This window comes from Bradyrhizobium sp. USDA 4472, from assembly GCF_054058595.1.
Window position 1 is genome coordinate 4863677 of record NZ_JBSSAM010000001.1, and the last position, 20108, is coordinate 4883784.

17 protein-coding genes and 1 pseudogene are annotated in these 20108 nt (G+C 65.1%); 12 read left to right on the forward strand and 6 right to left on the reverse strand.

Annotated features, from left to right (window positions below):
• Nucleotides 1-136: 136 nt before the first annotated feature.
• The 5 genes from ACVWZ4_RS22650 (at nt 137) to ACVWZ4_RS22670 (ending at nt 6661) form a co-directional block, all read left to right on the forward strand.
• Nucleotides 137-2575 carry a TonB-dependent receptor gene (locus ACVWZ4_RS22650; RefSeq protein ID WP_456741233.1) on the forward strand — a complete coding sequence of 813 codons (2439 nt, stop codon included), beginning with the start codon at nt 137-139 and terminating at the stop codon, nt 2573-2575.
• 139 nt (nt 2576-2714) lie between these two features.
• Nucleotides 2715-3122 carry a hypothetical protein gene (locus ACVWZ4_RS22655; RefSeq protein ID WP_456741234.1) on the forward strand — a complete coding sequence of 136 codons (408 nt, stop codon included), beginning with the start codon at nt 2715-2717 and terminating at the stop codon, nt 3120-3122.
• Nucleotides 3123-3202: 80 nt separating this feature from the next.
• Nucleotides 3203-4666 carry a GH1 family beta-glucosidase gene (locus ACVWZ4_RS22660; protein ID WP_456741235.1) on the forward strand — a complete coding sequence of 488 codons (1464 nt, stop codon included), beginning with the start codon at nt 3203-3205 and terminating at the stop codon, nt 4664-4666.
• Nucleotides 4667-4792: 126 nt separating this feature from the next.
• Nucleotides 4793-6025, forward strand: coding sequence for an acetyl-CoA C-acetyltransferase (locus ACVWZ4_RS22665; protein ID WP_456741236.1), 1233 nt, complete (start codon nt 4793-4795; stop codon nt 6023-6025).
• Between the two features lie 333 nt (nt 6026-6358).
• The gene (locus ACVWZ4_RS22670) at nt 6359-6661 is read left to right on the forward strand and encodes an HU family DNA-binding protein (protein WP_018320691.1); all 303 of its coding nucleotides are present in this window, start codon (nt 6359-6361) and stop codon (nt 6659-6661) included.
• 76 nt (nt 6662-6737) lie between these two features.
• Here the strand turns inward: ACVWZ4_RS22670 and ACVWZ4_RS22675 are convergent, their stop codons facing one another.
• The 4 genes from ACVWZ4_RS22675 to ACVWZ4_RS22690 all read right to left on the reverse strand — a co-directional run bounded on the left by ACVWZ4_RS22675 (nt 6738) and on the right by ACVWZ4_RS22690 (nt 10442).
• Nucleotides 6738-6893, reverse strand: a complete 156-nt coding sequence (locus ACVWZ4_RS22675) for a hypothetical protein (protein WP_456735854.1) — start codon at nt 6891-6893, stop codon at nt 6738-6740.
• Between the two features lie 4 nt (nt 6894-6897).
• Complete coding sequence (gene lon / locus ACVWZ4_RS22680; RefSeq protein ID WP_456741237.1) at nt 6898-9291, reverse strand: endopeptidase La; 2394 nt, start codon at nt 9289-9291, stop codon at nt 6898-6900.
• A gap of 8 nt (nt 9292-9299) precedes the next feature.
• Nucleotides 9300-9683: an Hsp20/alpha crystallin family protein gene (locus ACVWZ4_RS22685; protein ID WP_092228842.1), complete on the reverse strand. Its 384-nt coding sequence runs from the start codon at nt 9681-9683 to the stop codon at nt 9300-9302.
• A gap of 189 nt (nt 9684-9872) precedes the next feature.
• Nucleotides 9873-10442 carry a YciE/YciF ferroxidase family protein gene (locus ACVWZ4_RS22690; protein ID WP_456704796.1) on the reverse strand — a complete coding sequence of 190 codons (570 nt, stop codon included), beginning with the start codon at nt 10440-10442 and terminating at the stop codon, nt 9873-9875.
• A 167-nt stretch (nt 10443-10609) separates the two neighbouring features.
• On the opposite strand from ACVWZ4_RS22690, the pseudogene ACVWZ4_RS22695 reads away from it, so the two are divergent.
• The 7 genes and pseudogenes from ACVWZ4_RS22695 to uraD form a co-directional block, all read left to right on the forward strand.
• Nucleotides 10610-10834 (forward strand): annotated as a pseudogene (locus ACVWZ4_RS22695) (MarC family protein); the annotation flags it as partial.
• Nucleotides 10835-11005: 171 nt separating this feature from the next.
• The gene (locus tag ACVWZ4_RS22700; protein ID WP_456735852.1) at nt 11006-11659 is read left to right on the forward strand and encodes a class II aldolase/adducin family protein; all 654 of its coding nucleotides are present in this window, start codon (nt 11006-11008) and stop codon (nt 11657-11659) included.
• Between the two features lie 12 nt (nt 11660-11671).
• The gene (locus ACVWZ4_RS22705) at nt 11672-13459 is read left to right on the forward strand and encodes a chloride channel protein (RefSeq protein ID WP_456704794.1); all 1788 of its coding nucleotides are present in this window, start codon (nt 11672-11674) and stop codon (nt 13457-13459) included.
• Nucleotides 13460-13904: 445 nt separating this feature from the next.
• Complete coding sequence (locus ACVWZ4_RS22710) at nt 13905-14183, forward strand: hypothetical protein (protein ID WP_456704793.1); 279 nt, start codon at nt 13905-13907, stop codon at nt 14181-14183.
• Between the two features lie 90 nt (nt 14184-14273).
• Nucleotides 14274-14687, forward strand: coding sequence for a DUF3830 family protein (locus ACVWZ4_RS22715; protein ID WP_456741238.1), 414 nt, complete (start codon nt 14274-14276; stop codon nt 14685-14687).
• Nucleotides 14688-15623, forward strand: coding sequence for an allantoinase PuuE (puuE, locus tag ACVWZ4_RS22720; protein ID WP_456704791.1), 936 nt, complete (start codon nt 14688-14690; stop codon nt 15621-15623).
• A gap of 7 nt (nt 15624-15630) precedes the next feature.
• Nucleotides 15631-16518 (forward strand): 2-oxo-4-hydroxy-4-carboxy-5-ureidoimidazoline decarboxylase, encoded by an 888-nt coding sequence (uraD, locus tag ACVWZ4_RS22725; RefSeq protein WP_456741239.1) that lies wholly within the window; start codon nt 15631-15633, stop codon nt 16516-16518.
• Here uraD and ACVWZ4_RS22730 read toward each other — a convergent pair.
• On the reverse strand, nt 16503-19241 hold the full coding sequence (locus ACVWZ4_RS22730; RefSeq protein ID WP_456741240.1) for a molybdopterin-dependent oxidoreductase: 2739 nt from the start codon (nt 19239-19241) through the stop codon (nt 16503-16505). The genes uraD and ACVWZ4_RS22730 overlap by 16 nt on opposite strands.
• Nucleotides 19238-20065 carry an FAD binding domain-containing protein gene (locus tag ACVWZ4_RS22735; RefSeq protein WP_456741241.1) on the reverse strand — a complete coding sequence of 276 codons (828 nt, stop codon included), beginning with the start codon at nt 20063-20065 and terminating at the stop codon, nt 19238-19240. The genes ACVWZ4_RS22730 and ACVWZ4_RS22735 overlap by 4 nt, the downstream gene beginning before the upstream one ends.
• Nucleotides 20066-20108 lie beyond the last annotated feature (43 nt).

The following is a 20108-nucleotide window of genomic DNA, read 5'->3' on the forward strand; positions in this document are numbered from 1 at the left end:
CCCGATTTCGTCGGGAAAACGGGTGCGGAGAATGCCGGACCTTTTGTGGCTAGTGCCACCCCAAGGACCGGCTACACTTCTCTGTGCAATCGGCGGCGTTCAGAACGGCCGATGCCTGGGAATGGGACGGCAGGGGATGGGCGCGCGAAAGCTTTTGATCGTCTCGATCTCGACGGGGCTGGTGCTTTGGACCGATGCTGGCCTGGCCGCGCAGGACGAGGAGACCAATGTCCAGAACCTGCCCGCGGTCGAGGTGGTCGCGCCGCAGCGGACGACGCGGCGTCCTGCGCCCCGAACGCCGGCGCGCGTCGTGAGTTCCGGCAAACCCAACAACCGCATCTACGTCTACCCGGCGGCGCCCGGCAATGCGAAGGGCGTCGACGTCGACAAGGTTGCCTCCAGCATCAGCGCGATCGATGCCAACCAGATCAAGCGTACCGGCTCGATGAACGTGAGCGACGCGCTGCGCGACAACGTCGCTGCGGTCAACATCACCGAGGTGAGCGGCAACCCGTTCCAGCCGAATGTCGAGTTTCGCGGCTTCGTCGCCTCACCCATCGTCGGGACGCCGCAAGGGCTTGCCGTCTACCAGAACGGCGTGCGCATCAACGAAGCGTTCGCCGACAGCGTCAATTGGGACCTGATCCCGACCGCCGCGATCCGGTCGGTCACGGTGGTGACCAACAATCCCGCCTTCGGCCTCAATGCGCTGGGCGGCGCGGTCAATCTGCAGATGAAGGACGGTTTTACCTACCAGGGCGCCGAGGTCGACACGATGGGCGGCTCGTTCGGCCGCATCCAGAGTTCGGCACAATGGGGCAAGCAGGTCGATGCCAATTACGCCGTCTACGCCGCGCTCGACGGCCTGCACGACAACGGCTTCCGCAATCTCTCGCAATCGGACGTGCGGCGCTTCTACGGTGATGTCGGCTACAAGGGCGGGGACAGCGAATTCCACGTCAATATGGGGCTCGCCGACAACAATTTCGGCGCGACCGCCACCGTTCCCGCCGAGCTGTTGCAGCAATATTGGGGCGCGGTCTACACCTCGCCGCAAACCACCAACAATCGCGTCGGCTACGTCAACCTGACCGGCAAGGTCGAGGCGACGCCCACGTGGACCTTCGAAGCGACCGCGCATGCGCGCGTGTTCGAGCAGCGTGTGCTCGACGGCAACCCCACCAGCGTGCAGGACTGCGCGACGGCCGGTTTGCTCTGCTTTGGCGACAACACGGCGCCGGCGAACGGCCTGGATGGCGCGCAGCTTGCAAACCCCTTTGCGTCCGGGAGCCTGCTCGGCGAGCTGGATCGGACCTACACCCGATCGACCACCTTCGGCGTCTCCGGCCAGGCGACCAACACTGACGAACTGTTCGATCATGAAAACCGTTTTTTGCTCGGCGCCAGCTTCGATGCCAGCGTCAACAGCTTCAACGCGTCGGCGCAGCTCGGGACCATCGGCACCGACTACGTCGTCAGCGGCAGCGGGATCTTCCTTGGCCAATCCGGCACCCCCGCGACCGGCGAGATGGGCCCGGTATCGCTGCGCACGCTCAATCAATATACCGGCCTCTATGCACTCGACACCTTCAACGTGACGGATGCCTTCGCCATCACCGGCGGCGGCCGTTTCAACCACGCCCGCGTCACGCTGGAGGACCAACTCGGCACCGCGCTCAACGGTGATCACGCCTATGACCGCTTCAATCCTGTGATCGGCGGCACCTACAAGATCACGCCGGAGCTCACCGCCTATGCCGGTTACTCCGAGGCCAACCGTGTGCCGACGCCGCTCGAGCTCGGCTGCGCCGACCCGAACAATCCGTGCCTGATCGCATCCTTCCTGGTCTCCGACCCGCCGCTGAAGCAGGTGGTATCCAAGACGCTCGAAGCGGGGTTGCGCGGTACGAAGGAGCTGAACATCGGCACGCTCGGCTGGAAGATCGGCGGCTTCCGCGCCACCAATTACGATGACATCATGGGCCTGCCGGTGGCCGGACGGCAGGGCTTCGGCTTCTTCCAGAACGTCGGGGCGACGCGCCGGCAGGGTCTCGAGGCCGAGGTCAACCTCAAATCGGATACGCTTCAGTTCCATGCCGGCTATGCGCTGGTCGACGCGCGCTTCCTCGATGCGCTCGAGCTTTCGTCCAACAGCCCCTTTGCCGATCCTGGGACGGGGACCATTCAGGTCGTAGCGGGCAACCAGGTCCCGGCCGTGCCGCGTCACCGCATCAAGGCCGGTATCGAATATGCCGCCACCGACGCCTGGAAGGTTGGCGGCGATGCGCTGTGGGTTTCGAGCCAGTATCTGGTCGGCGACGAATCCAACCAGGCTTCGAAGCTGCCCTCCTATGCCGTGTTCAACCTCCATACCTCCTATCAGTTCACCAGGAATGTCCAGCTCTACGGCAAGGTCGACAACATCTTCGACAAGCGCTATGCGACCTACGGTACGTTCTTCGACACCACCGCGGTCCCGAACTTCGCCAACGGCGGCAGTCCCTTCACCGATCCGCGGTCGCTGAGCCCGGCAAGACCCCGCGCGTTCTATGCGGGTATGCGGGTGACGTTCTGAGACGGCTCGATGGGCGCCCGCCTGGTATAATGCCGGCGCCTCGCGCGGAGCCCGGATTCGCACGGGCCGCGCGATTAAGGGTTTCTTAGCGCTCATTGTGCGGATCATCGGTGCGGGTAGATCAGCGGAGACTACTCCCATGCTGAAGGACGGTACCTACGCGGCGTGGTACAAGACGCCACTCGACCAAGGCACCGGCATCGTCCATGTCGCGGACGGCCAGATTTGGGGCCGCGACAGCCTGATGACGTATCACGGCTCCTGTAAGGTCGATGGCGATCGCTTCACCGCGACCGTGTCAACGAAGCGTCATACCGATGGGCGTGTCACGGTCTTCGGCGTCTATGATGAGCTCACGCTGGAGATCGAGGGGACATGCCCCGACAAGATCGCGACCTACACGGCAACGGCAGGTCAGGCGCGCGGAGTCGTTCTGCAGGGTACTCTCATTCTGACGGAACAGCCCGCGGCACTACCTGAACGGACCGGACAGGTCCCTGCGTTCGATCCCAACGCGCTTCCGAAGCTGCCGAAACCCCCGCGCTGAAAACTTTCCCTGCCGGCGCTTCTCAAATCGCCCGCGCCCCGTCATTGTGCCGCCGCACCCATCATCCCGGAGCGGCATCAATGTCGGATAAGGTCTCGCGTCGCCAGTTCGCGAAAATCGCGGGAATGTCCGCAGCCGGCATCGCGGGTCCGCTTGAATCCGCCGAGGCCAGGCCGGCAGCGGCGCCGCGCGGCACCAGTAGCTTCCCGCCTGGCTTCGTCTGGGGCACGGCGACGTCGTCCTATCAGGTCGAGGGTGCGGTCAGTGAGGACGGCCGGGGGGCCTCGATCTGGGACAAGTTCGTCCGCATCCCCGGCAAGATCGAGGACGGCACCACGGGCGATCGCGCCAACGAACATTATCACCGTTACAAGGAGGACATCGCGCTCATCAGGGAACTCGGCTGCAAGGCCTATCGCTTCTCGGTGGCCTGGCCGCGGGTGTTTCCGGATGGCGACGGCAAACCGAACCCCAGGGGGCTCGACTTCTACAATCGCCTGGTCGACGAACTGCTGAAGAACGGCATTGAGCCCTGGCTCACGCTCTATCATTGGGATCTGCCGCAATCGCTGCAGGATCGTTTCGGCGGCTGGCGCTCGACCGAGACCTGCAAGATCTTCGGCGACTACGCGGCCTATGTCGCCGGGCAGCTGACCGATCGCGTCAGATGCGTATTCACGCTGAACGAGAGCGGCCGCTTCGTCTATTTCGGCTACGGCATCGGCATCGATGCGCCGGGCCTGACCTTGCCGCAGGCAGAAGTAAACCAGATCAGGCACAACACCGCGCTCGCGCACGGACTTGCGGTGCAGGCCGTGCGCGCCCACGGCCGCCGCGGCACGCGCGTGGGCCCGGCCGAGAATATCGATGCCTGCATTCCCGCGATCGAGACGCCCGAGAACGTCCGCGCCGCCGAGATCGCGTTGCGCGAGCTGAATGCCGGCTATCTCAACGTCATCATGACCGGCCGCTACACCGACGCGTTCCTGAAATACGCCGGCGGCGACGCGCCGAAATACACCGACGCCGAGTTGAAGATCATCTCCTCGCCGGTCGATTTCCTCGGCCTCAACATTTACGCGCCGCAGCACTACATCGTGGCGTCCGACCAGGGCGCCGGCTTCATGCCGGTGCCGATCCCGAAATCATTCCCGCACATGAACTCCGACTGGCTGCGCGTCGGCCCCGAGACGATCTACTGGGTTCCGAAGCTGGCTGCAAAGATCTGGAAGACGGATGCGATCTATATCAGTGAGAACGGCGCCTCCGGCGACGACCAGATGACGCAAGACGGCAAGATCTACGACACCGATCGCATCATGTACCTGCGCAACTATCTCGCCCAGCTCCAGCGCGCCACCACCGAGGGCGTGCCGGTGCGCGGTTATTTCCTCTGGAGCCTGATGGACAATTTCGAATGGGTGTTCGGTCTCAACAAGCGCTTCGGCCTCTACCACGTCGATTTCGACACCCAGGTCCGGACGCCAAAACTCAGCGCGAGCTTCTATCGCAACGTGATCGCGAAGAATGCGGCGGGGGCGTGACCCGTTCGGCTCTCCCCACCTGCGCGGCCCCGAGCGGGGAGAGGTGAAGAGAGGCGTGTCACATTGACTCCATTCTCCCTCTGATTCAAAACCGCCCTCAACACTCATAACCGGAGGACAACGCCCATGACCGACGCGCTGATCATCGATGCCTGCCGTACGCCGCGCGGTATCGGCAAGGCCGGCAAGGGAGCACTGTCAGGCATTCATCCGCAGCAGTTAGGTGCCACTGTGTTGCGCGCGCTCGCCGAGCGGACCGGTATCAACACGGCCGATGTCGACGACATCGTCTGGGGCTGCAGCGCGCAGGTTGCGACGCAAAGCGGCGATCTCGGTCGCATGTCGGCACTCGATGCCGGCTATGACGTGCGCGCCAGCGCCGTGACGCTCGATCGCTTCTGCGGCTCCGGCATCACCAGCGTCAACATGGCGGCCTCCTCGATCATGGCGGGCGCAGAAGACCTCGTCATCGCCGGCGGGTGCGAGATGATGTCGATGGAAGGACGTCGCGGCGGAGGTCCGATGATGATGGACTCCGGCAATCTGCGCCTGCGTGCGCGGCATCCGCAGTCGCATCAAGGCGTCTGCGCCGACGCGATCGCGACGCTGGAAGGCATCACGCGGCAGGACGTCGATGCGCTCGGCCTCGAAAGCCAGCAGCGCGCCGCACAGGCGATCGCTGGCGGTCACTTCAAGAAGAGCCTCGTGCCTGTTCATCGCGAGGATGGCAGCCTGGCGCTCGACCGCGAAGAATATCCGCGGCCGCAGACCACGATGGAAGGTCTCGCGGCGCTGAAGCCCGCATTCCCCGCTGTCGCCGATTATGCGCTGGACGACAAGGGCACGACCTATCGTGGCCTGATCCTGCAGAAATATCCGGACCTCACCATCGACTTCATGCACCACGCCGGCAATTCGTCCGGCGTCGTCGACGGCGCGGCGGCGATCCTGTTGGCCTCGCCGTCCTATGCCAGGGCGCATGGCCTGAAGCCTCGGGCGCGCGTCGTCGCGATGGCCAATATGGGGGACTCGCCGACGCTGATGCTGAACGCCCCGGTGCCGGCGACGCGCAAGGTGCTGGCCAGGGCCGGGCTCACCATCGACGACATCGATCTGTTCGAGATCAACGAGGCCTTTGCGGTGGTCGCGGAAAAATATATCCGGGATCTCAAGCTCGACCGCGCCAAGGTCAACGTGAACGGCGGCTCGATCGCGCTCGGCCATCCCATCGGCGCGACCGGTTCGATCCTGATCGGCACCATGCTCGATGAGCTCGAACGGCGCGACCTCAAGCGCGGTCTCGTCACCATGTGCGCCGCAGGCGGCATGGCGCCGGCCATCATCATCGAGCGCACATAACTCTCCGCGGCCCGTAAAAGACGGGGAGAAACGCCGCAGAGCGACGATCCAGCCTTATTTTTCAGGGTGAATCGTGCTTCCCCTCCGGCAAAGAGGCCGGTGGTCGCTTGTCGAAAGCCTCGAATCAGCTTTAGCAAGGCTGCTTGCGGGCCTTTGAAACAAGGCAAAAACCGCTGCCCGAGGCATCTTCCGCTCTGGAAGCCGCTAAAATGCAGGGGTTTTTGTCGCAGGGGGCCAAAAAAGCCCGTAAAACCGCGACAAAACTGTGCAGAGGGCTATAGGCCTTCGCCGGTTGGTCTAATATGCAACCGGCAACGAATCAGAGGAGACACGATGCCAACCCAAATGTCGAAATCGCAGTTGATCGAAAAGATTGCGACCGCCACCGAGCTTTCCAAGCGCGACGTCAAGAACGTCATGGAGACTCTGACCGACGTCGGCCACAAGGAGCTCAAGAAGAACGGCCTGTTCCTGGTGCCGGGCTTTGCCAAGTTCGTGGTCATCAAGAAGCCCGCGACCAAGGCGCGCAAGGGCACCAATCCGTTCACGGGTGAAGAGATGATGTTCAAGGCCAAGCCGGCCCGGAAGATCGTCCGCGCCCGCCCGGTCAAGGCCGCCAAGGACGCTGTGGGCTGATAACGCAAAGGCCCCCTCGCGGAGAGGGGGCCTTTTGGTTCGACGAAGTGGCTGCGAGGGCTGGAGCGGAGGGGGTTCAGCCCTTGCGGCGCTTCACCCGGACCGGGATCGGCGCAAGCCGTGGCTCGGGTCCTGCGAGCGCATCGCGCACCCGGTCGATGGCACGACCAAGCAGCTGGCGCAGCCGCTGCGTTGTCCGGGATCGCTTCGTCTCTTCCAGCAATTTTTTCATTGCATCACTCCGCCGCTTCCACCTTGGTTTCCATCGGCTCGAGCGCTGCGGCGATGGCGTCGTCGACGCGCTCCAGCCAGATGAATTCGAGGTTGTCCCGCGCGCTCTTCGGGATGTCGTCATAGTCCCGCTTGTTGCGTGCCGGCAGCATCACCCGCTTCAGGCCGGCGGCGGCCGCAGCCACCACCTTCTCCTTGATGCCGCCGACCGGCAGCACCAGCCCGCGCAGCGAGATCTCGCCGGTCATCGCGGTGTCGCTGCGTACCGTGCGATTGGTGAGAAGGGACGTCAGCGCCGTGAACATTGCCACCCCCGCGCTCGGGCCGTCCTTCGGGGTCGCACCCGCCGGCACGTGAACGTGGATGTCGCTCTTCTCGAACACCGACTGATCGATGCCGAGCTGCGTCGCCTTGCTCTTCACCAGCGTCAGTGCCGCCTGCACGCTCTCGCGCATGACCTCGCCGAGCTGGCCGGTCAGGATCATGCTGCCGCGGCCGGGGACGCGCGAGGCCTCGATGAACAGGATATCGCCGCCCACGGGCGTCCAGGCGAGGCCGGTAGCCACGCCCGGAACGCTGGTGCGCTGCGCGATCTCGCCTTCGAAGCGCGGCTGGCCCAGCACATCGGCGATGTCCTTTGCCGTCACCACGACCTTGGCAGCCGTGCCTTCGGCGACCCGCACCGCCGCATGGCGGAACACCTTGCCGATCTCGCGCTCGAGGTTACGCACGCCGGCCTCGCGGGTGTACCCCTTGACGACCAGCTTCAGTGCCTCCGGCTCGATCTCGGCCTGTTCGGCCGTCAGGCCGTTGGCCTCCAGCTGCCGCCGCACCAGGTAGCGCCGCGCGATCTCCAGCTTCTCCTCTTCGGTGTAACCGGCGAGGCTGATGAGCTCCATGCGGTCCAGCAGCGGACCCGGAATCTGGTCCAGCATGTTGGCGGTCGCGATGAAGACCACGCGCGACAGGTCGAACGGCACGGCCAGGTAATTGTCCCGGAACGTCCCGTTCTGCTCGGGGTCGAGCACCTCCAGCATGGCGGCAGAGGGATCGCCCTGCACGCCGCGGCCCATCTTGTCGATCTCGTCGAGCATCATGACGCAGTTGCGGCTGCCTGCCTTCTTGATGCCCTGGATGATGTTGCCCGGCAGCGCGCCGATATAGGTGCGCCGGTGACCGCGGATCTCGGCCTCGTCATGCACGCCGCCGAGGCTGACGCGCACGAAGGGGCGATCCATCGCGCGTGCGATGGATTGTCCGAGCGAGGTCTTGCCGACGCCGGGCGGGCCGACGAAGCACAGGATCGGGGCCTTGCCCTGCGGAGCGAGCTTGCGCACCGCCAGATATTCGATGATCCGGCTCTTGATCTTCTCCAGGCCAAAGTGATCCGCATCCAGGATGCGGCGCGCTTCCTTGATGTCGATCGGCTTCTCCGCGGGGAGCGCCCAGGGCAGCTCGATCAGCCAGTCCAGATAGGTGCGGACCATGCCGGCTTCGCCCGCAGCCTCAGGCATCCGCTCGTAGCGGCGCAGCTCCTTCCTGGCATGCGCATCCGCTTCCGGCGGCATGTTGGCCTTGGCGATCGCTGCCGTCAGCTCGGCGACTTCGGCGGCCTTGCCGTCGCCTTCGCCGAGCTGGCGTTGAATGGTTGCCATCTGCTCGCGCAGGATCGCCTCGCGCTGCCGCTCATCGAAGCTGGCGCGGGTCTGCTGGCCGATTTCGTTGCTGATGCGCAGCACCTCCAGCCGTTCGGCCAGGTGCTTCGACACCTTCTCCACGCGCAGAGCGAGGTCGATGGTTTCCAGCACCTCCTGCTTGTCCTGCGGCTTGATGTCCATGACCGAGGTCGCCAGATCGGCCAGCGCGCCGGGCGCGCTGGTGTTCTGGAACATCGCGATCAGCTCGGGCGGCGCCTGCGGCAGCAGCTCGATTGCCTCGATGGCCTGGCGCTGCAGGTTCAGCGCCCGCGCCTCGATCTCGGGCGAGGACGTGGTCGGCTCGGGGATCTGCTGGATGCGCGCAGCCGGGAACGGCGTGCCCGCCAGGAAGTCGAGGATGCGCGCGCGCTGCACGCCCTGGCAGACGATGTGATGCGTGCCGTCGGGTGCGGTGATGTAGCGCACGATGTTGGCGATGGTCGCGACCCGATAGAGATCGTCCGGGCCGGGCTCCTCGATTGCGGGGCTGCGCTGCAGGACGATGCCGACCGGCCGCTGCTCGCGCAACGCCTGCTGTGCGGCGGCGATGGACTTCGCCCGGCCGATCGCGATAGGCGCGATGGCACCGGGAAACAGCACCATTTCGCGCACGGGGATGATGATCAGTGCGTCTTCGGGAATCTTCACGCCAGGACCGTTTTGGGAATTCGTCGGTTCGTTGTTCATCTGTTCATTGGCCATGATCGACCTCAGGATTTGGCGAGGCGCAGTGCGACGCAGCCGTCCATGACGAAGCGGCTGATGGCATAGCGGCCAAGGGGCAACGCGATGCGGCGCTCAAAACGCCCCTGCGGCAGCTCGAGCCGGTGGATGCGGGCGTTGCGAAGCTCCGGCGGCAGCGTGCGCTGGCCGGAGATGATGAGCACGCCGTCCTGGATTACCGTCTCGACATTGTCAGGATTGACGCCGGGAAGCGCGACCAGGATCAGGAGCTCGTGCTCGGTCTCGAGCACGTCGATCGGCGGCTCCCAGCAGGCCTCCTGGCGGCCGAACTGCTGCCGCATGCGCTCGCCGCGGGTCAGCTGGTCCAGGGCCTCGGACAGCATCCAGTCGAAGGGATTTTTCGGTTGCATGGCAAAAACTCGGGGGAGGCGCTGCGGTTGGAAAACGGGGATATGGGGATGGTTCCCCGGAATTCCAGCATCGCGCGGATGGAGCATGCCTGGCCCTCGAAGCAGCGGAGGCCCTTGCGGTCAGACGTATCGACGCCGCGAAAGATATTCCGCGGCGTCGATGGCAATGATTGGGCGAGATGCGCGGGATCAGGCGGCCTCGCGGTACTCGGCCTCCGCTTCGAGGTTGATCACCGAAGTGGCGAGCTCCGACAGCGTGTGGTCGGTCGCCTCCTCCTCGTCCAGCGTATCCTGAAGCAGCCTTGCCGCCTCGGGCATGCCGAGCTCCTCGGCCCAGGTGCGCAGCGTGCCGTAGCGAGAAATCTCGTAATGCTCGACGGCCTGCGCCGCGGCGAGCAGTCCGGCGTCGAGAGCGGGAGCGTTCTTGAAGTCCTTCATGATCTCGGCGCCCTCGTCGGTGATGCCGTTGATCGCCTCGCACGGCTTGCCGCGCGCCGGCTTGTCCAGCATTCTGAAGATCTGTTCGAGCCGTTTGACCTGGCCCTGCGTCTCCCGCAGATGCTTGTTGAAGGCGGCCGCAAGGTCCTTGGAATGCGCGGCCTTGGCCATCTTGGGCAGCGTCTTGATGATCTTGTTCTCGGCGAAATAGATGTCCTTCAACGTTTCCAGAAACAGATCACTCAGCATCTTGGGCGCCTGACGCGGACGGCGCGATGCGGTCTTTTTCTTGGATGCGCGTTTCTTTGCTTTCTTAGCCATAAATCCTCCTCATGAGGTGACACGGGAAGGCACGCCCTTCCTCAATCCACACGCGATCAAGAGCCAACGTTTGCAAATGTTCCTCGCGAAGGCCCTCGCGAGCCGCTAGGGGCCGGCCGTTCACGGCCGCCGAGACGTCCCCCGATGCTCGATTTCGCCCTGTCCGCCTTCGTCTGGCAGGCGGCGCCGGCTATGGGGCCAAGTTGCGATCATCGTTGTGGTGGTGCTCTCGGTCTGCCTCGTCGGCACGCTTTGTTTCGTCTCGGCTCACCTGATCGCGCGGACGCTGGGGCGCACCGGGAATGCCGTGCTGTCGCGGGGTCATGCTGCTTGCGGCCTATTCGGTGCAGTTCGTGATCCTCGGGATCGCGGCGGTTCGGGCCAGCTTGTGATAGGCTGCGCGAACTTTTAATCCATTGATTTTACAATCAATTTCTCGGGTTTGCGGGCCTGCCGGCAAGCCGGCGCCCGAACCGGTCCGCTTTCGCTTGCGCTGCCATATTGCTTTGACGTACTTCGGGTCTAACAAACGCCCGTCGCAACAAGGCCGAGGTAAAATCGAGATGTCGATCACAGCGGACGAGCTCGACAAGAGACAGGCCATCATCGACGCCTGCCGCCGCATGAACGCGCTCGGCATCAACCAGGGCACCTCAGGCAACATCAGCGTGCGTTTCGGCGAGGGGCTCCTGATCACGCCCACCAGCCTGCCCTACGACGCCATGACGCCGGACCAGATCGTGTTCATGGCGATGGACGGCTCGCACGCCCCCGATCAGAAACCGTCCAGCGAGTGGCGCTTCCATCTCGACATCCTGAAGGCGCGCGCCGACGTCGACGCCGTCGTCCACGCTCATCCGACCTATTGCACCATCCTGGCGATCATGGGCATGGAGATTCCGCCGGTGCACTACATGATCGCAGCCGCCGGCGGCGACAGCATCCGCTGCGCGCCCTATGCCACTTTCGGGACAGTGGAACTGTCCCGGCATGCGGTGCACGCGCTGGAGGGCCGGCTCGCCTGCCTGCTCGACCATCACGGCATGATCGCGCTCGGCAAGACGCTCGACAAGGCGATGTGGCTTGCCGTCGAGGTCGAGACGCTGGCCCGGCAATACCACGGCTGCCTGCAGATCGGCAAACCGCCGCTGCTCTCGAGCGCCGAGATCGAGCGGGTCCGCCAGCGCATGGCCGGCTACGGCCTGTCGGAAGGGTAGGGCGGACAGACGGTGTTTGCGCGGATCAGATATTTCGTCGACCGCAAGGGGACCAACCGCACCATGGTTCGGCTGCGCGCCCTCCTGCGCAGCAACGAGTTCTATCTGATCCCGCTGGCGCTCGTGATCGGTACGCTGGCCGGCGCGATCGTGACGCTGATGGCCGAGATCGCGCAGATCGCCCATGTCGTGATCTACGGCATCCCGATCGACGTGCGCCTCTCGGCCAACGCCTATGTCAGTCCCTGGGCGGCGATGATCGCGCCCGCGCTGGGGGGCCTCGTGCTCGGCGTGATGGAATGGTGGCGGCGACGGCTGAAGCTGTCGAGCGCCGTCGACCCGATCGAGGCCAATGCGCTGCGCGGCGGCAATCTGTCGATGCGCGACAGCGTGGTGGTGTCGAGCCAGACCCTGATCTCGAACGGCTGCGGCGCCTCCGTCGGTCTCGAGGCCGGTTACACCCAGATCGGCTCGGGCATCGCCTCGCTGTTCGGGAAGTTCTTCAACCTCCGCCGCAACGACCTCCGCCTCATCGTCGGCTGCGGCGCGGCGGCGGCGATCGCGGCGGCCTTCGGCGCGCCGATCACCGGCGCGTTCTACGCCTGCGAGCTGATCGTCGGCGTCTATTCGGTCGGCAGCGCCGCGCCGATCCTGGCGGCATCGCTGGCCGGCGCGCTCACGGCGCAGTGGCTCGGCGGCGCGCCGTACTCCCTCGAAATTCCCAAGGTCAGCGCCGTCGGCGTCGAGCAATATCTGGCGCTGATCGGGCTCGCTCTCGTCACCAGCGGCGTCGGCATCGCCGTGATGCGCTCGTCCTCGATGTTCGAGCGCCTGTTCAAATGGCTGCCGGTATGGCTGCGCCCGGTCATCGGTGGCCTCATGGTCGGCAGCTTCGCCCTGGTCACGCCGCAGGTGCTCGCGGCTGGCCACGGCGCCATGGTGCTCGATCTCTTTCACGACATGACGATCGGCCTGGTCGCGACCATCATCGCGCTGAAGGTGACGGCCTGCCTGATCTCGCTGGCCTCAGGCTTCCGCGGCGGCCTGTTTTTCGCCTCGCTGTTCGTCGGCAGCCTGATCGGGAAGTTCTTCGCCGCGGTGCTGCTCCTGATCAGCCCGAACTTCGTGATCGATCCGCTGGTGGCGATGCTGACCGGCATGGCCACGCTCGGCGTCGCCATCGTCGGGGGTCCGCTGACGATGTCGTTCCTCGTGCTCGAGATGACCCGCAATGTCGACGTCACCGCGGTGGTGCTCGCCGGCTGCATCGTCACCTCGATCTGCGTCCGCTTCATGTTCGGCCATTCCTTCTCGACCTGGCGCCTGCATCTGCGCGGCGAAACCATCCGCAGCGCCAACGACGTCGGCTGGCTGCGCAACCTCACCGTCGAGCGCCTGATGCGCTCGGACGTCGGCAAGGTGCCGTCGAGCACCACGATCGCGGCGACACGGCGGGAATTCGCGCTGGGGTCACGGCCCGGCATCGTCATCGTCAACAATGCTGACGAATATGTCGGTCTCGTCCTGCTGCCCGATCTGTTCTCCAGCGACCTCGACACCATCGCCGACGACATCCAGGTCATCGAGCTCGCGCGTCTGACGGACATCGTGCTGATCCCGGAAATGAACGTGAAGAGCGCGATGGCCGTGTTCGACGAAGCTGAGGCCGAAATGCTGGCGGTGGTCGATTCCACCGACAGCCGCAAGGTGGTCGGCTTCCTGACCGAGACCTTTGCCCGCCGCCGCTATGTCGAGGAAATCGACAAGGCCACGCGCGGCGTGCTGGGGGCGCTGTCTTGAGACGGCCCTGGGCAAGTTGACGCGGACACGCCAAGCGGACTTGATGCGACGGGCTACCATCCATAATGACGGCTGCCGTAGCTGGCTGCGAGGGCGGTGCCCTGTGTCGCCTCCGTCAACGCCTGCCGGGAAAAATATTCCACTTCACCGAAATTCGGAAATGGCTTCTGTGTTGCCCATCCCGGCTCATCCTTGAGGGGCGATCGTACGTCGTCACGAATTGCGGGCCGGGGATGCGGTGGACGCGGCAGCGTCGGCACGAGGGGTGCGGGCAGGGCCGGTAGTCCCTGTGAGCGTCCGTCGGCGGAGAGCCTTCGCTTCGTTCCGCTCGCAATGCCGACGACAGTGCCGGCCAAATATTCGGCAACCGCGCCTCGAACGCGCCGGTGGACTTGCCCGCTCCAATCCGGTTGAATGGGCTAACCGAGTTTCAGGCGCGACAACGATGTCGAAATATCTGCTGATCCTGCTTTTGATCGCCGCGCCGGCTGCGGCGCAGGTGAAACCCGCTGCCAAAACCTCGGCCGTGCGTCCCGACCCCTGCGCTCCGATCGGGCGCACCGCGGACGGCAAGCTGGTCTATTCCATGAAATGCGAGAACCTGCCGGCCCCGCCGCCGGCCCCGGCACAGGCGGAACTAAAGGAGGCTCCCGCACCGGCGGCCGCCCCCGAGCCGGAGACGCAGCGGAGCGGTATATTCGGCTGGTCTTACGACCGCAGGTAATGAGTTCTGCGCCACTTGCGCGAAGCCCGCCGGAATGCTCTTTGCTTGCGAGCTCCCGCGGGGGCATGCCCCCGTTCCTGAGAAGATGAGATGAGCAAACTCGTTATCCGCGCCGGCGATTTCACGTTCGACGCCCGCTTCGAAGAGCAGGCGGCGCCCAAGACCGTTGCCGCGTTCCGCAAGGCGCTGCCGTTCGAGAGCCACATCATCCATGTGCGCTGGAGCGGCGAAGGCGTCTGGATGCCGCTCGGCGATCTCGACTTCGGCGTTGGCTATGAGAACCACACCAGCTATCCCGCGCCGGGCCAGATCATCCTCTATCCCGGCGGCATCAGCGAAACCGAGATCCTGCTCGCCTATGGCGGTGTCCGCTTCGCAAGCAGGATGGGCCAACTCGCCGGCAACCATTTCATCACGGTGACCTCCGGCCTGGAGAATCTGGTGACGTTGGGCAAGAGCGTGTTGTGGAATGGCGCGCTACCGATTCGTTTCGAGGAAGTCTGAGTGACCGATACAAGCTACCCCCGCGATCTTCGCGGCTACGGCCGTAATCCACCCCACCCGCAATGGCCCGGTAACGCGCGCGTTGCGGTGCAGTTCGTCGTCAATTTCGAGGAAGGCGGCGAGAACAACATCTTGCACGGCGACAGCGCCTCGGAAGCGTTCCTGTCGGACGTGCTGGGCGCGCAGCCGTGGCCGGGCCAGCGTCACGCCAATGTCGAATCCATGTTCGAATATGGCTCGCGCGCCGGCTTCTGGCGGCTGTGGCGGATGTTCGGCGAGCGCAAATGGCCGGCCACCGTGTTCGGTGTCGCCACCGCGCTGAAGCGCAATCCGGAGATCGTCGCAGCGATGAAAGAATCCGGCTGGGACATCGCGAGCCACGGCCTGAAATGGATCGAGCACAAGGACATGACGGAAGCGCAGGAGCGCGCCGAGATTGCCGAGTCGATCCGAGTCCATACCGAGGCCACCGGCTCGCGCCCGCTCGGCTGGTACACCGGGCGCTCCTCGATCAATACCAACAGGCTGTTGATGGAGGAGGGCAGCTTCCTCTATCTCTGCGATTCCTATGCCGACGATCTGCCCTATTGGGTCAAGGGTGCGAAGGGCAAGCAGCTCATCATTCCCTATACGTTGGACGCCAATGACATGCGGTTCATCAATCCGCAGGGCTTTGCCGAAGGCGAGCAGTTCTACACCTATCTGAAGGACGCCTTCGACGTGCTCTATGCCGAAGGGGAGACCGCGCCGAAGATGATGTCGGTGGGCTTGCACTGCCGCCTCGCCGGCAGGCCGGGCCGCGCCGCGGGCCTGATCCGCTTCCTCGACTACGTCGGCAAGCACGAGCGGGTCTGGGTGCCGACGCGGTTGGAGATCGCGCAGCATTGGCACGACAAGCACGCGCATCTTGCCACCGATGCATTCGAGATCGGGTGAGAGCGAGATGTCGCAGATCCGGCTCGCCGAGCTGAACGCCGCAAGTCGGGCGGATTTCGTCGCCGCCCTCGCCAATGTCGTCGAATATTCGCCTTGGATTGCGGCGCAGCTCGCGGCGCAGCGGCCGTTTGCCGGTATCAACCAGCTGCATGCCGCGCTGATGGCGGCGATCCAGGCTGCCGAACCTGACGTGCAGCTGGACCTGATCCGGGCGCATCCCGATCTCGCCAACAAGACGCAGCGCGCAGCGGGCCTGACGGCGGAATCGACCGACGAGCAGAACAGCGCGGGCCTCGATCGCCTGTCGGAGGCCGAATATTCGGCGTTCGAGCGCGTCAATAATGCCTACCGCGACAAGTTCGGCATCCCCTATATCGTTTGCGTGCGGCGTCACACCAAGGATTCCATTCTGCGCGATTTCGAGACGCGCTTGCGCAATATTGCCAAGACCGAGATGCGTCGCGCGATCGAGGAGATCGGCCGCATCTCGGCGCTGCGGCTCGATCAGCTCGTCATCGCCGACGACCACTTGAAAGTGCACGGCCGGCTCTCGACCCATGTGCTGGACAATCACGCCGGCAAGCCCGCGCTCGGGATTGCCGTCGAGTTGGTCGAGCTCGCCGCGCTCGGCGAGAGCCGCGTCATCGCGCGCGCGGTCACCAACGCGGATGGCCGCACCGACCAGCCCCTGATCGGCGGGCGTCCGCTGCCGATCGGCCGCTATGAGCTCCGCTTCAGCCTCGCCAAGTACTACGCCGAGCGTAACGTGCAGCTCCCCGATCCGCCCTTCCTCGACGAGATCCCGCTGCGGTTCGCGATCAGCGAACCCGAGGGACACTACCACGTGCCGCTGCTGGTCACGCCGTGGAGCTATTCGACCTATCGCGGGAGCTGATCGCCGAACTTGTCGTGCAGCGCCGGAAACAGCCGATCCGGCTTGAACGGCGGCGCGGTGAAGCGGATGCCGGTGGCATCCGTGATCGCGTTGCCGAGCGCGGCGGCCACGGGGTTATACGGGCTCTCGCTCATCGACTTGGCGCCCAACGGTCCGATCGTGTCCGAGGTCTCGGCGAACAACACTTCCGTGCGCGGCACGTCCGCGAAGGACGGCAGATGGTAGTCTCGGAATTTGGGATTGGCGACGCGGCCTTCTGCGTCGACCACCATCTCCTCATAGAGGGCCGCCCCGAGGGCTTGAGCAACGCCGCCCTCCACCTGACCACGACACTGCATGGGATTGGCAACAACGCCGGCATCGGCGGCCTGCACGCTCTTGAGAATCCTGAGCTCGCCGGTGCCGGTGTTCACGGCGACGCGAAAGCCATGCACGTTGAAGCCGACGGAACGTGGCGTTCCCGCGGAATTGCCCTGCGCCGCGAGCGGACGACCGGCCTCGCGCGCGAGCTTCGCCAGCTCGGCAAACGACATTCGCCGCGCGCCGCTGACGACGAATTCGGCTTCGAGCGTGCAGCTCGCGGCATCGCAGAGCCACGCGCCGGCGGCCGCCGCCTTCAACTCTTCCGCAAGCTGCATGGCCGCGGCCTGGGTCGCCTTGCCGGCCACGAACGTGCCGGTGCTGCCGTAAGCGCCGGTGTCGTGGCCGCCATGGGCAGTGTCGGACTGGCGCAGGCGGATCCTGTCGACGGTGGTCGCCAGCACGGTCGCAGCGATCTGCCGGTGCACGGTGCTGGTGCCGTTGCCGAACTCGGCGGTGCCGACGGTGAGATCGAAGCCGCCGTCGTCGTTGAGCGCGACCGTCGCATCGGCGATGTGCCCGGCGGGCGGCACGGTGTCGATCATGCTCAGCGCAATGCCATCGCCGGTCAGCCATTCCGGCGACAATTCGGGCTGCTGCGTATCCGCCTGCATCGCGCGCTCGACGAGGTCGATGCACTGGTCGAGACCGTAGGAACCATAGAGCACATCGTGATCGTCGGACGCCGGTGGCGACAGCATGGGATCGCCGGGCCTGACGATATTGCGGCGGCGCATGTCATAGGGGCTGATGCCGAGCTGCTTCGCCAGTTCGTCGATGGCGGCCTCGACCGCGATCAGGGCTTGCGGCAGGCCATAGCCGCGAAACGCGCCTGCGGGCACCGTGTTGGTGTAGACGGCGAAGCCGTCGACGCGCTTGTTCGGGCAATTATAGACGGCGATGGATTCGGCCACCGCGTGGAACATCACGGAGGGGCCGTGATTGCCGTAGGCGCCCGTGTTGGAGAGCACGTCGAGCTGCAATGCCGTGAGCTTCCCGTCGGCATTGGCGCCGGCCTGGATGTGGACCCGCATCGGATGTCGCGTCGAGGTCGCGATGAACTGCTCCTCGCGCGTGAGCTCGAGCTTGACGGGACGCCGGGTCTTCAGCGCCGCCAGCGCCAGGATATCCTCGACGAACATCTCCTGCTTGCCGCCAAAACCACCGCCGACGCGCTCGCAGAACACGCGGACCTTGTCCAAGGGAAGCTCAAAGATGTTCGAGAGCGCGCGCCGGGTCAGGAACGGGACCTGTGTCGAGGTGCGGACGTTGAGCACGCCAGCGTCGTCGAGCCAGGCAAGTCCGCCATGGGTCTCCAGCGCCGCATGCTGTACGCGGTGGCTGTGGAAGGTCGCATCGAAGGTGACGGCGGATGCAGACAGCGCCGAAGCGACGTCGCCAAACTCGCCATGTATCTCCGCGACGAGATTGCGCCGCGCATCGGCGACGCGGTTCGCGCTGGTTCTGTCAGGATGGACGAGCGGCGCGCCCGGCATCACCGCCTGCTCCGGATCGATCAACGCGGGCAAGATCTCGTAGACGACCTTCAGCAGGCGGCAGGCCTCCTCGGCGGCGCCTTCGCTGTCAGCGACGACAGCCGCGACCTTCTGGCCGACGAAGCGGACGACATCGTCGAGGATGCGGGTGTCCTCGGGGTCCATCCAGTCCTTCTCGTGCCGCGCCGTCGAGAACAGCACCGCAGGCGCATCTTCATGCGTCAGGATGGCGTGCACGCCTGCTACAGCCATCGCCGCGGATCTGTCGATCGAAACGATCCTGGCGTGCGCGTGCGGCGAGCGCAGCAGCTTGATATGCAGAAGGTCGCCGATCGCAGTGTCGAACGTATAGCGCGCAGTGCCGCGGACGATTTCGGGGCCCGCGGGCGCGGGCAGGCTGCGGCCGAACGCGTCGCCGGCTTCGACGCGCTCCGCGATGTTGGTCTTGCCCTGGATCGCGTCCTCGATCGAACGATAGCCGGTGCAGCGACAGATGTTGCCCTTCAGCGCGGCGCCGAGATCGGTGCGCTGGGCCTGGTTCAGCGCGGCACAGGTGAGGATCATGCCGGCGGTGCAGAAGCCGCATTGGAAGCCCTGCGCCTCGAGGAAGGCCCGCTGCATCGGGTGCGCACCGTCGTCGCCACCGAGACCTTCGATCGTGGTGATGGCGCGTCCCTCCGCACGAAACGCGGGGATCAGGCAGCTATGCACGGGCTCGCCGTCGATCAGCACGGTGCAGGCCCCGCAATCGCCGGCGTCGCAGCCCTTCTTCACCCCGAAATGGCCGAGTTCGCGCAAAAACGTGCGCAGGCATTGGCCGGCGCGCGGCGCTTGCGGGAATGTCGTGCCGTTGATCTCGAAGCTCATGGCGGCGTTGATCCCAGGAGCTCGGCACGGATCTCCTCGGCGAGCCGCAGCGTCATGTGCTTGCGCCAGAGCGGCTTGCCATGAATGTCGGTATGATAGAGATCGTCGGTGATCTCCGCCGAGATCGCGGCGCGAAGCGCGCTGGCATCGGTCGACCCAGGAAACGAGATCTGGATCGGGCGGACGGTCGACGCGGTTACGGTCAGCTTCAGCGCGCCCTTGCTGTCGAGGCTTCCGATCAGAAGGGCCGCGGAGCGGCCGGCCGGCGCCAGCGAGATCTGGCGAAAGGCGGAGCGGCGCTTCAGCGCTGCGATCGGAACATCGATTTGTCGCAGCAGGTCGCCCGCCGACAGGCGATTGCGCTGATTGCCCGTGACGAACTCGGCGACCGGAATCCGCTGCTCGCCGCCGCTGGCCTTCCAGATGGTGCAGACGCCATCGAGCGCCGTGGTGAGCGAGATCATCGGCCCTGCTGGCAGCGACATGCAGAGATTGCCGCCGACCGTCGCCGTCTTCCAGATCTTGAAGGAGGCGAGAAAGGCGCGGCAGCATTGGCCGATCAGCGGGGCCGCGAGCCACTCTGCCGGGCAAGCGAGCGCATCGAGTTGCGAGATCGTGCAGGTGGCGGCGATGCTGAGGTGGCTGCTCGTGATCGCCAGCGCCGGCCATTTCAGATCGGTGAGATCGACGAGCCGCGTGAGGTGGGTCTGCGGTTCCGAGAACAACCAGGTGCCGCCGGCGAGCCAGGCATCACCCGGCGTCCAAATGGGCAGTTCGGTGCGCGTTTGCGGATGGGAGACCGCTGTGATGGTATTCAAGTCCATGGCCGCGATAATGCCTGCGCCGGTGATTTGACTGAAGGGAAAG

Excerpts from the sequence above, each read along its gene's own strand:
- ACVWZ4_RS22710 (WP_456704793.1), top strand. The coding sequence starts at position 13,905 with ATGTCGAAATATCTGCTGATCCTGCTTTTGATCGCCGCGCCGGCTGCG.
- ACVWZ4_RS22735 (WP_456741241.1), bottom strand. The coding sequence starts at position 20,065 with ATGGACTTGAATACCATCACAGCGGTCTCCCATCCGCAAACGCGCACC.
- ACVWZ4_RS22700 (WP_456735852.1), top strand. The coding sequence starts at position 11,006 with ATGTCGATCACAGCGGACGAGCTCGACAAGAGACAGGCCATCATCGAC.
- ACVWZ4_RS22730 (WP_456741240.1), bottom strand. The coding sequence starts at position 19,241 with ATGAGCTTCGAGATCAACGGCACGACATTCCCGCAAGCGCCGCGCGCC.
- ACVWZ4_RS22655 (WP_456741234.1), top strand. The coding sequence starts at position 2,715 with ATGCTGAAGGACGGTACCTACGCGGCGTGGTACAAGACGCCACTCGAC.
- lon (WP_456741237.1), bottom strand. The coding sequence starts at position 9,291 with ATGGCCAATGAACAGATGAACAACGAACCGACGAATTCCCAAAACGGT.
- uraD (WP_456741239.1), top strand. The coding sequence starts at position 15,631 with ATGTCGCAGATCCGGCTCGCCGAGCTGAACGCCGCAAGTCGGGCGGAT.
- ACVWZ4_RS22675 (WP_456735854.1), bottom strand. The coding sequence starts at position 6,893 with ATGAAAAAATTGCTGGAAGAGACGAAGCGATCCCGGACAACGCAGCGG.
- ACVWZ4_RS22650 (WP_456741233.1), top strand. The coding sequence starts at position 137 with ATGGGCGCGCGAAAGCTTTTGATCGTCTCGATCTCGACGGGGCTGGTG.
- ACVWZ4_RS22670 (WP_018320691.1), top strand. The coding sequence starts at position 6,359 with ATGCCAACCCAAATGTCGAAATCGCAGTTGATCGAAAAGATTGCGACC.
- ACVWZ4_RS22660 (WP_456741235.1), top strand. The coding sequence starts at position 3,203 with ATGTCGGATAAGGTCTCGCGTCGCCAGTTCGCGAAAATCGCGGGAATG.
- ACVWZ4_RS22690 (WP_456704796.1), bottom strand. The coding sequence starts at position 10,442 with ATGGCTAAGAAAGCAAAGAAACGCGCATCCAAGAAAAAGACCGCATCG.
- ACVWZ4_RS22665 (WP_456741236.1), top strand. The coding sequence starts at position 4,793 with ATGACCGACGCGCTGATCATCGATGCCTGCCGTACGCCGCGCGGTATC.
- ACVWZ4_RS22685 (WP_092228842.1), bottom strand. The coding sequence starts at position 9,683 with ATGCAACCGAAAAATCCCTTCGACTGGATGCTGTCCGAGGCCCTGGAC.
- ACVWZ4_RS22715 (WP_456741238.1), top strand. The coding sequence starts at position 14,274 with ATGAGCAAACTCGTTATCCGCGCCGGCGATTTCACGTTCGACGCCCGC.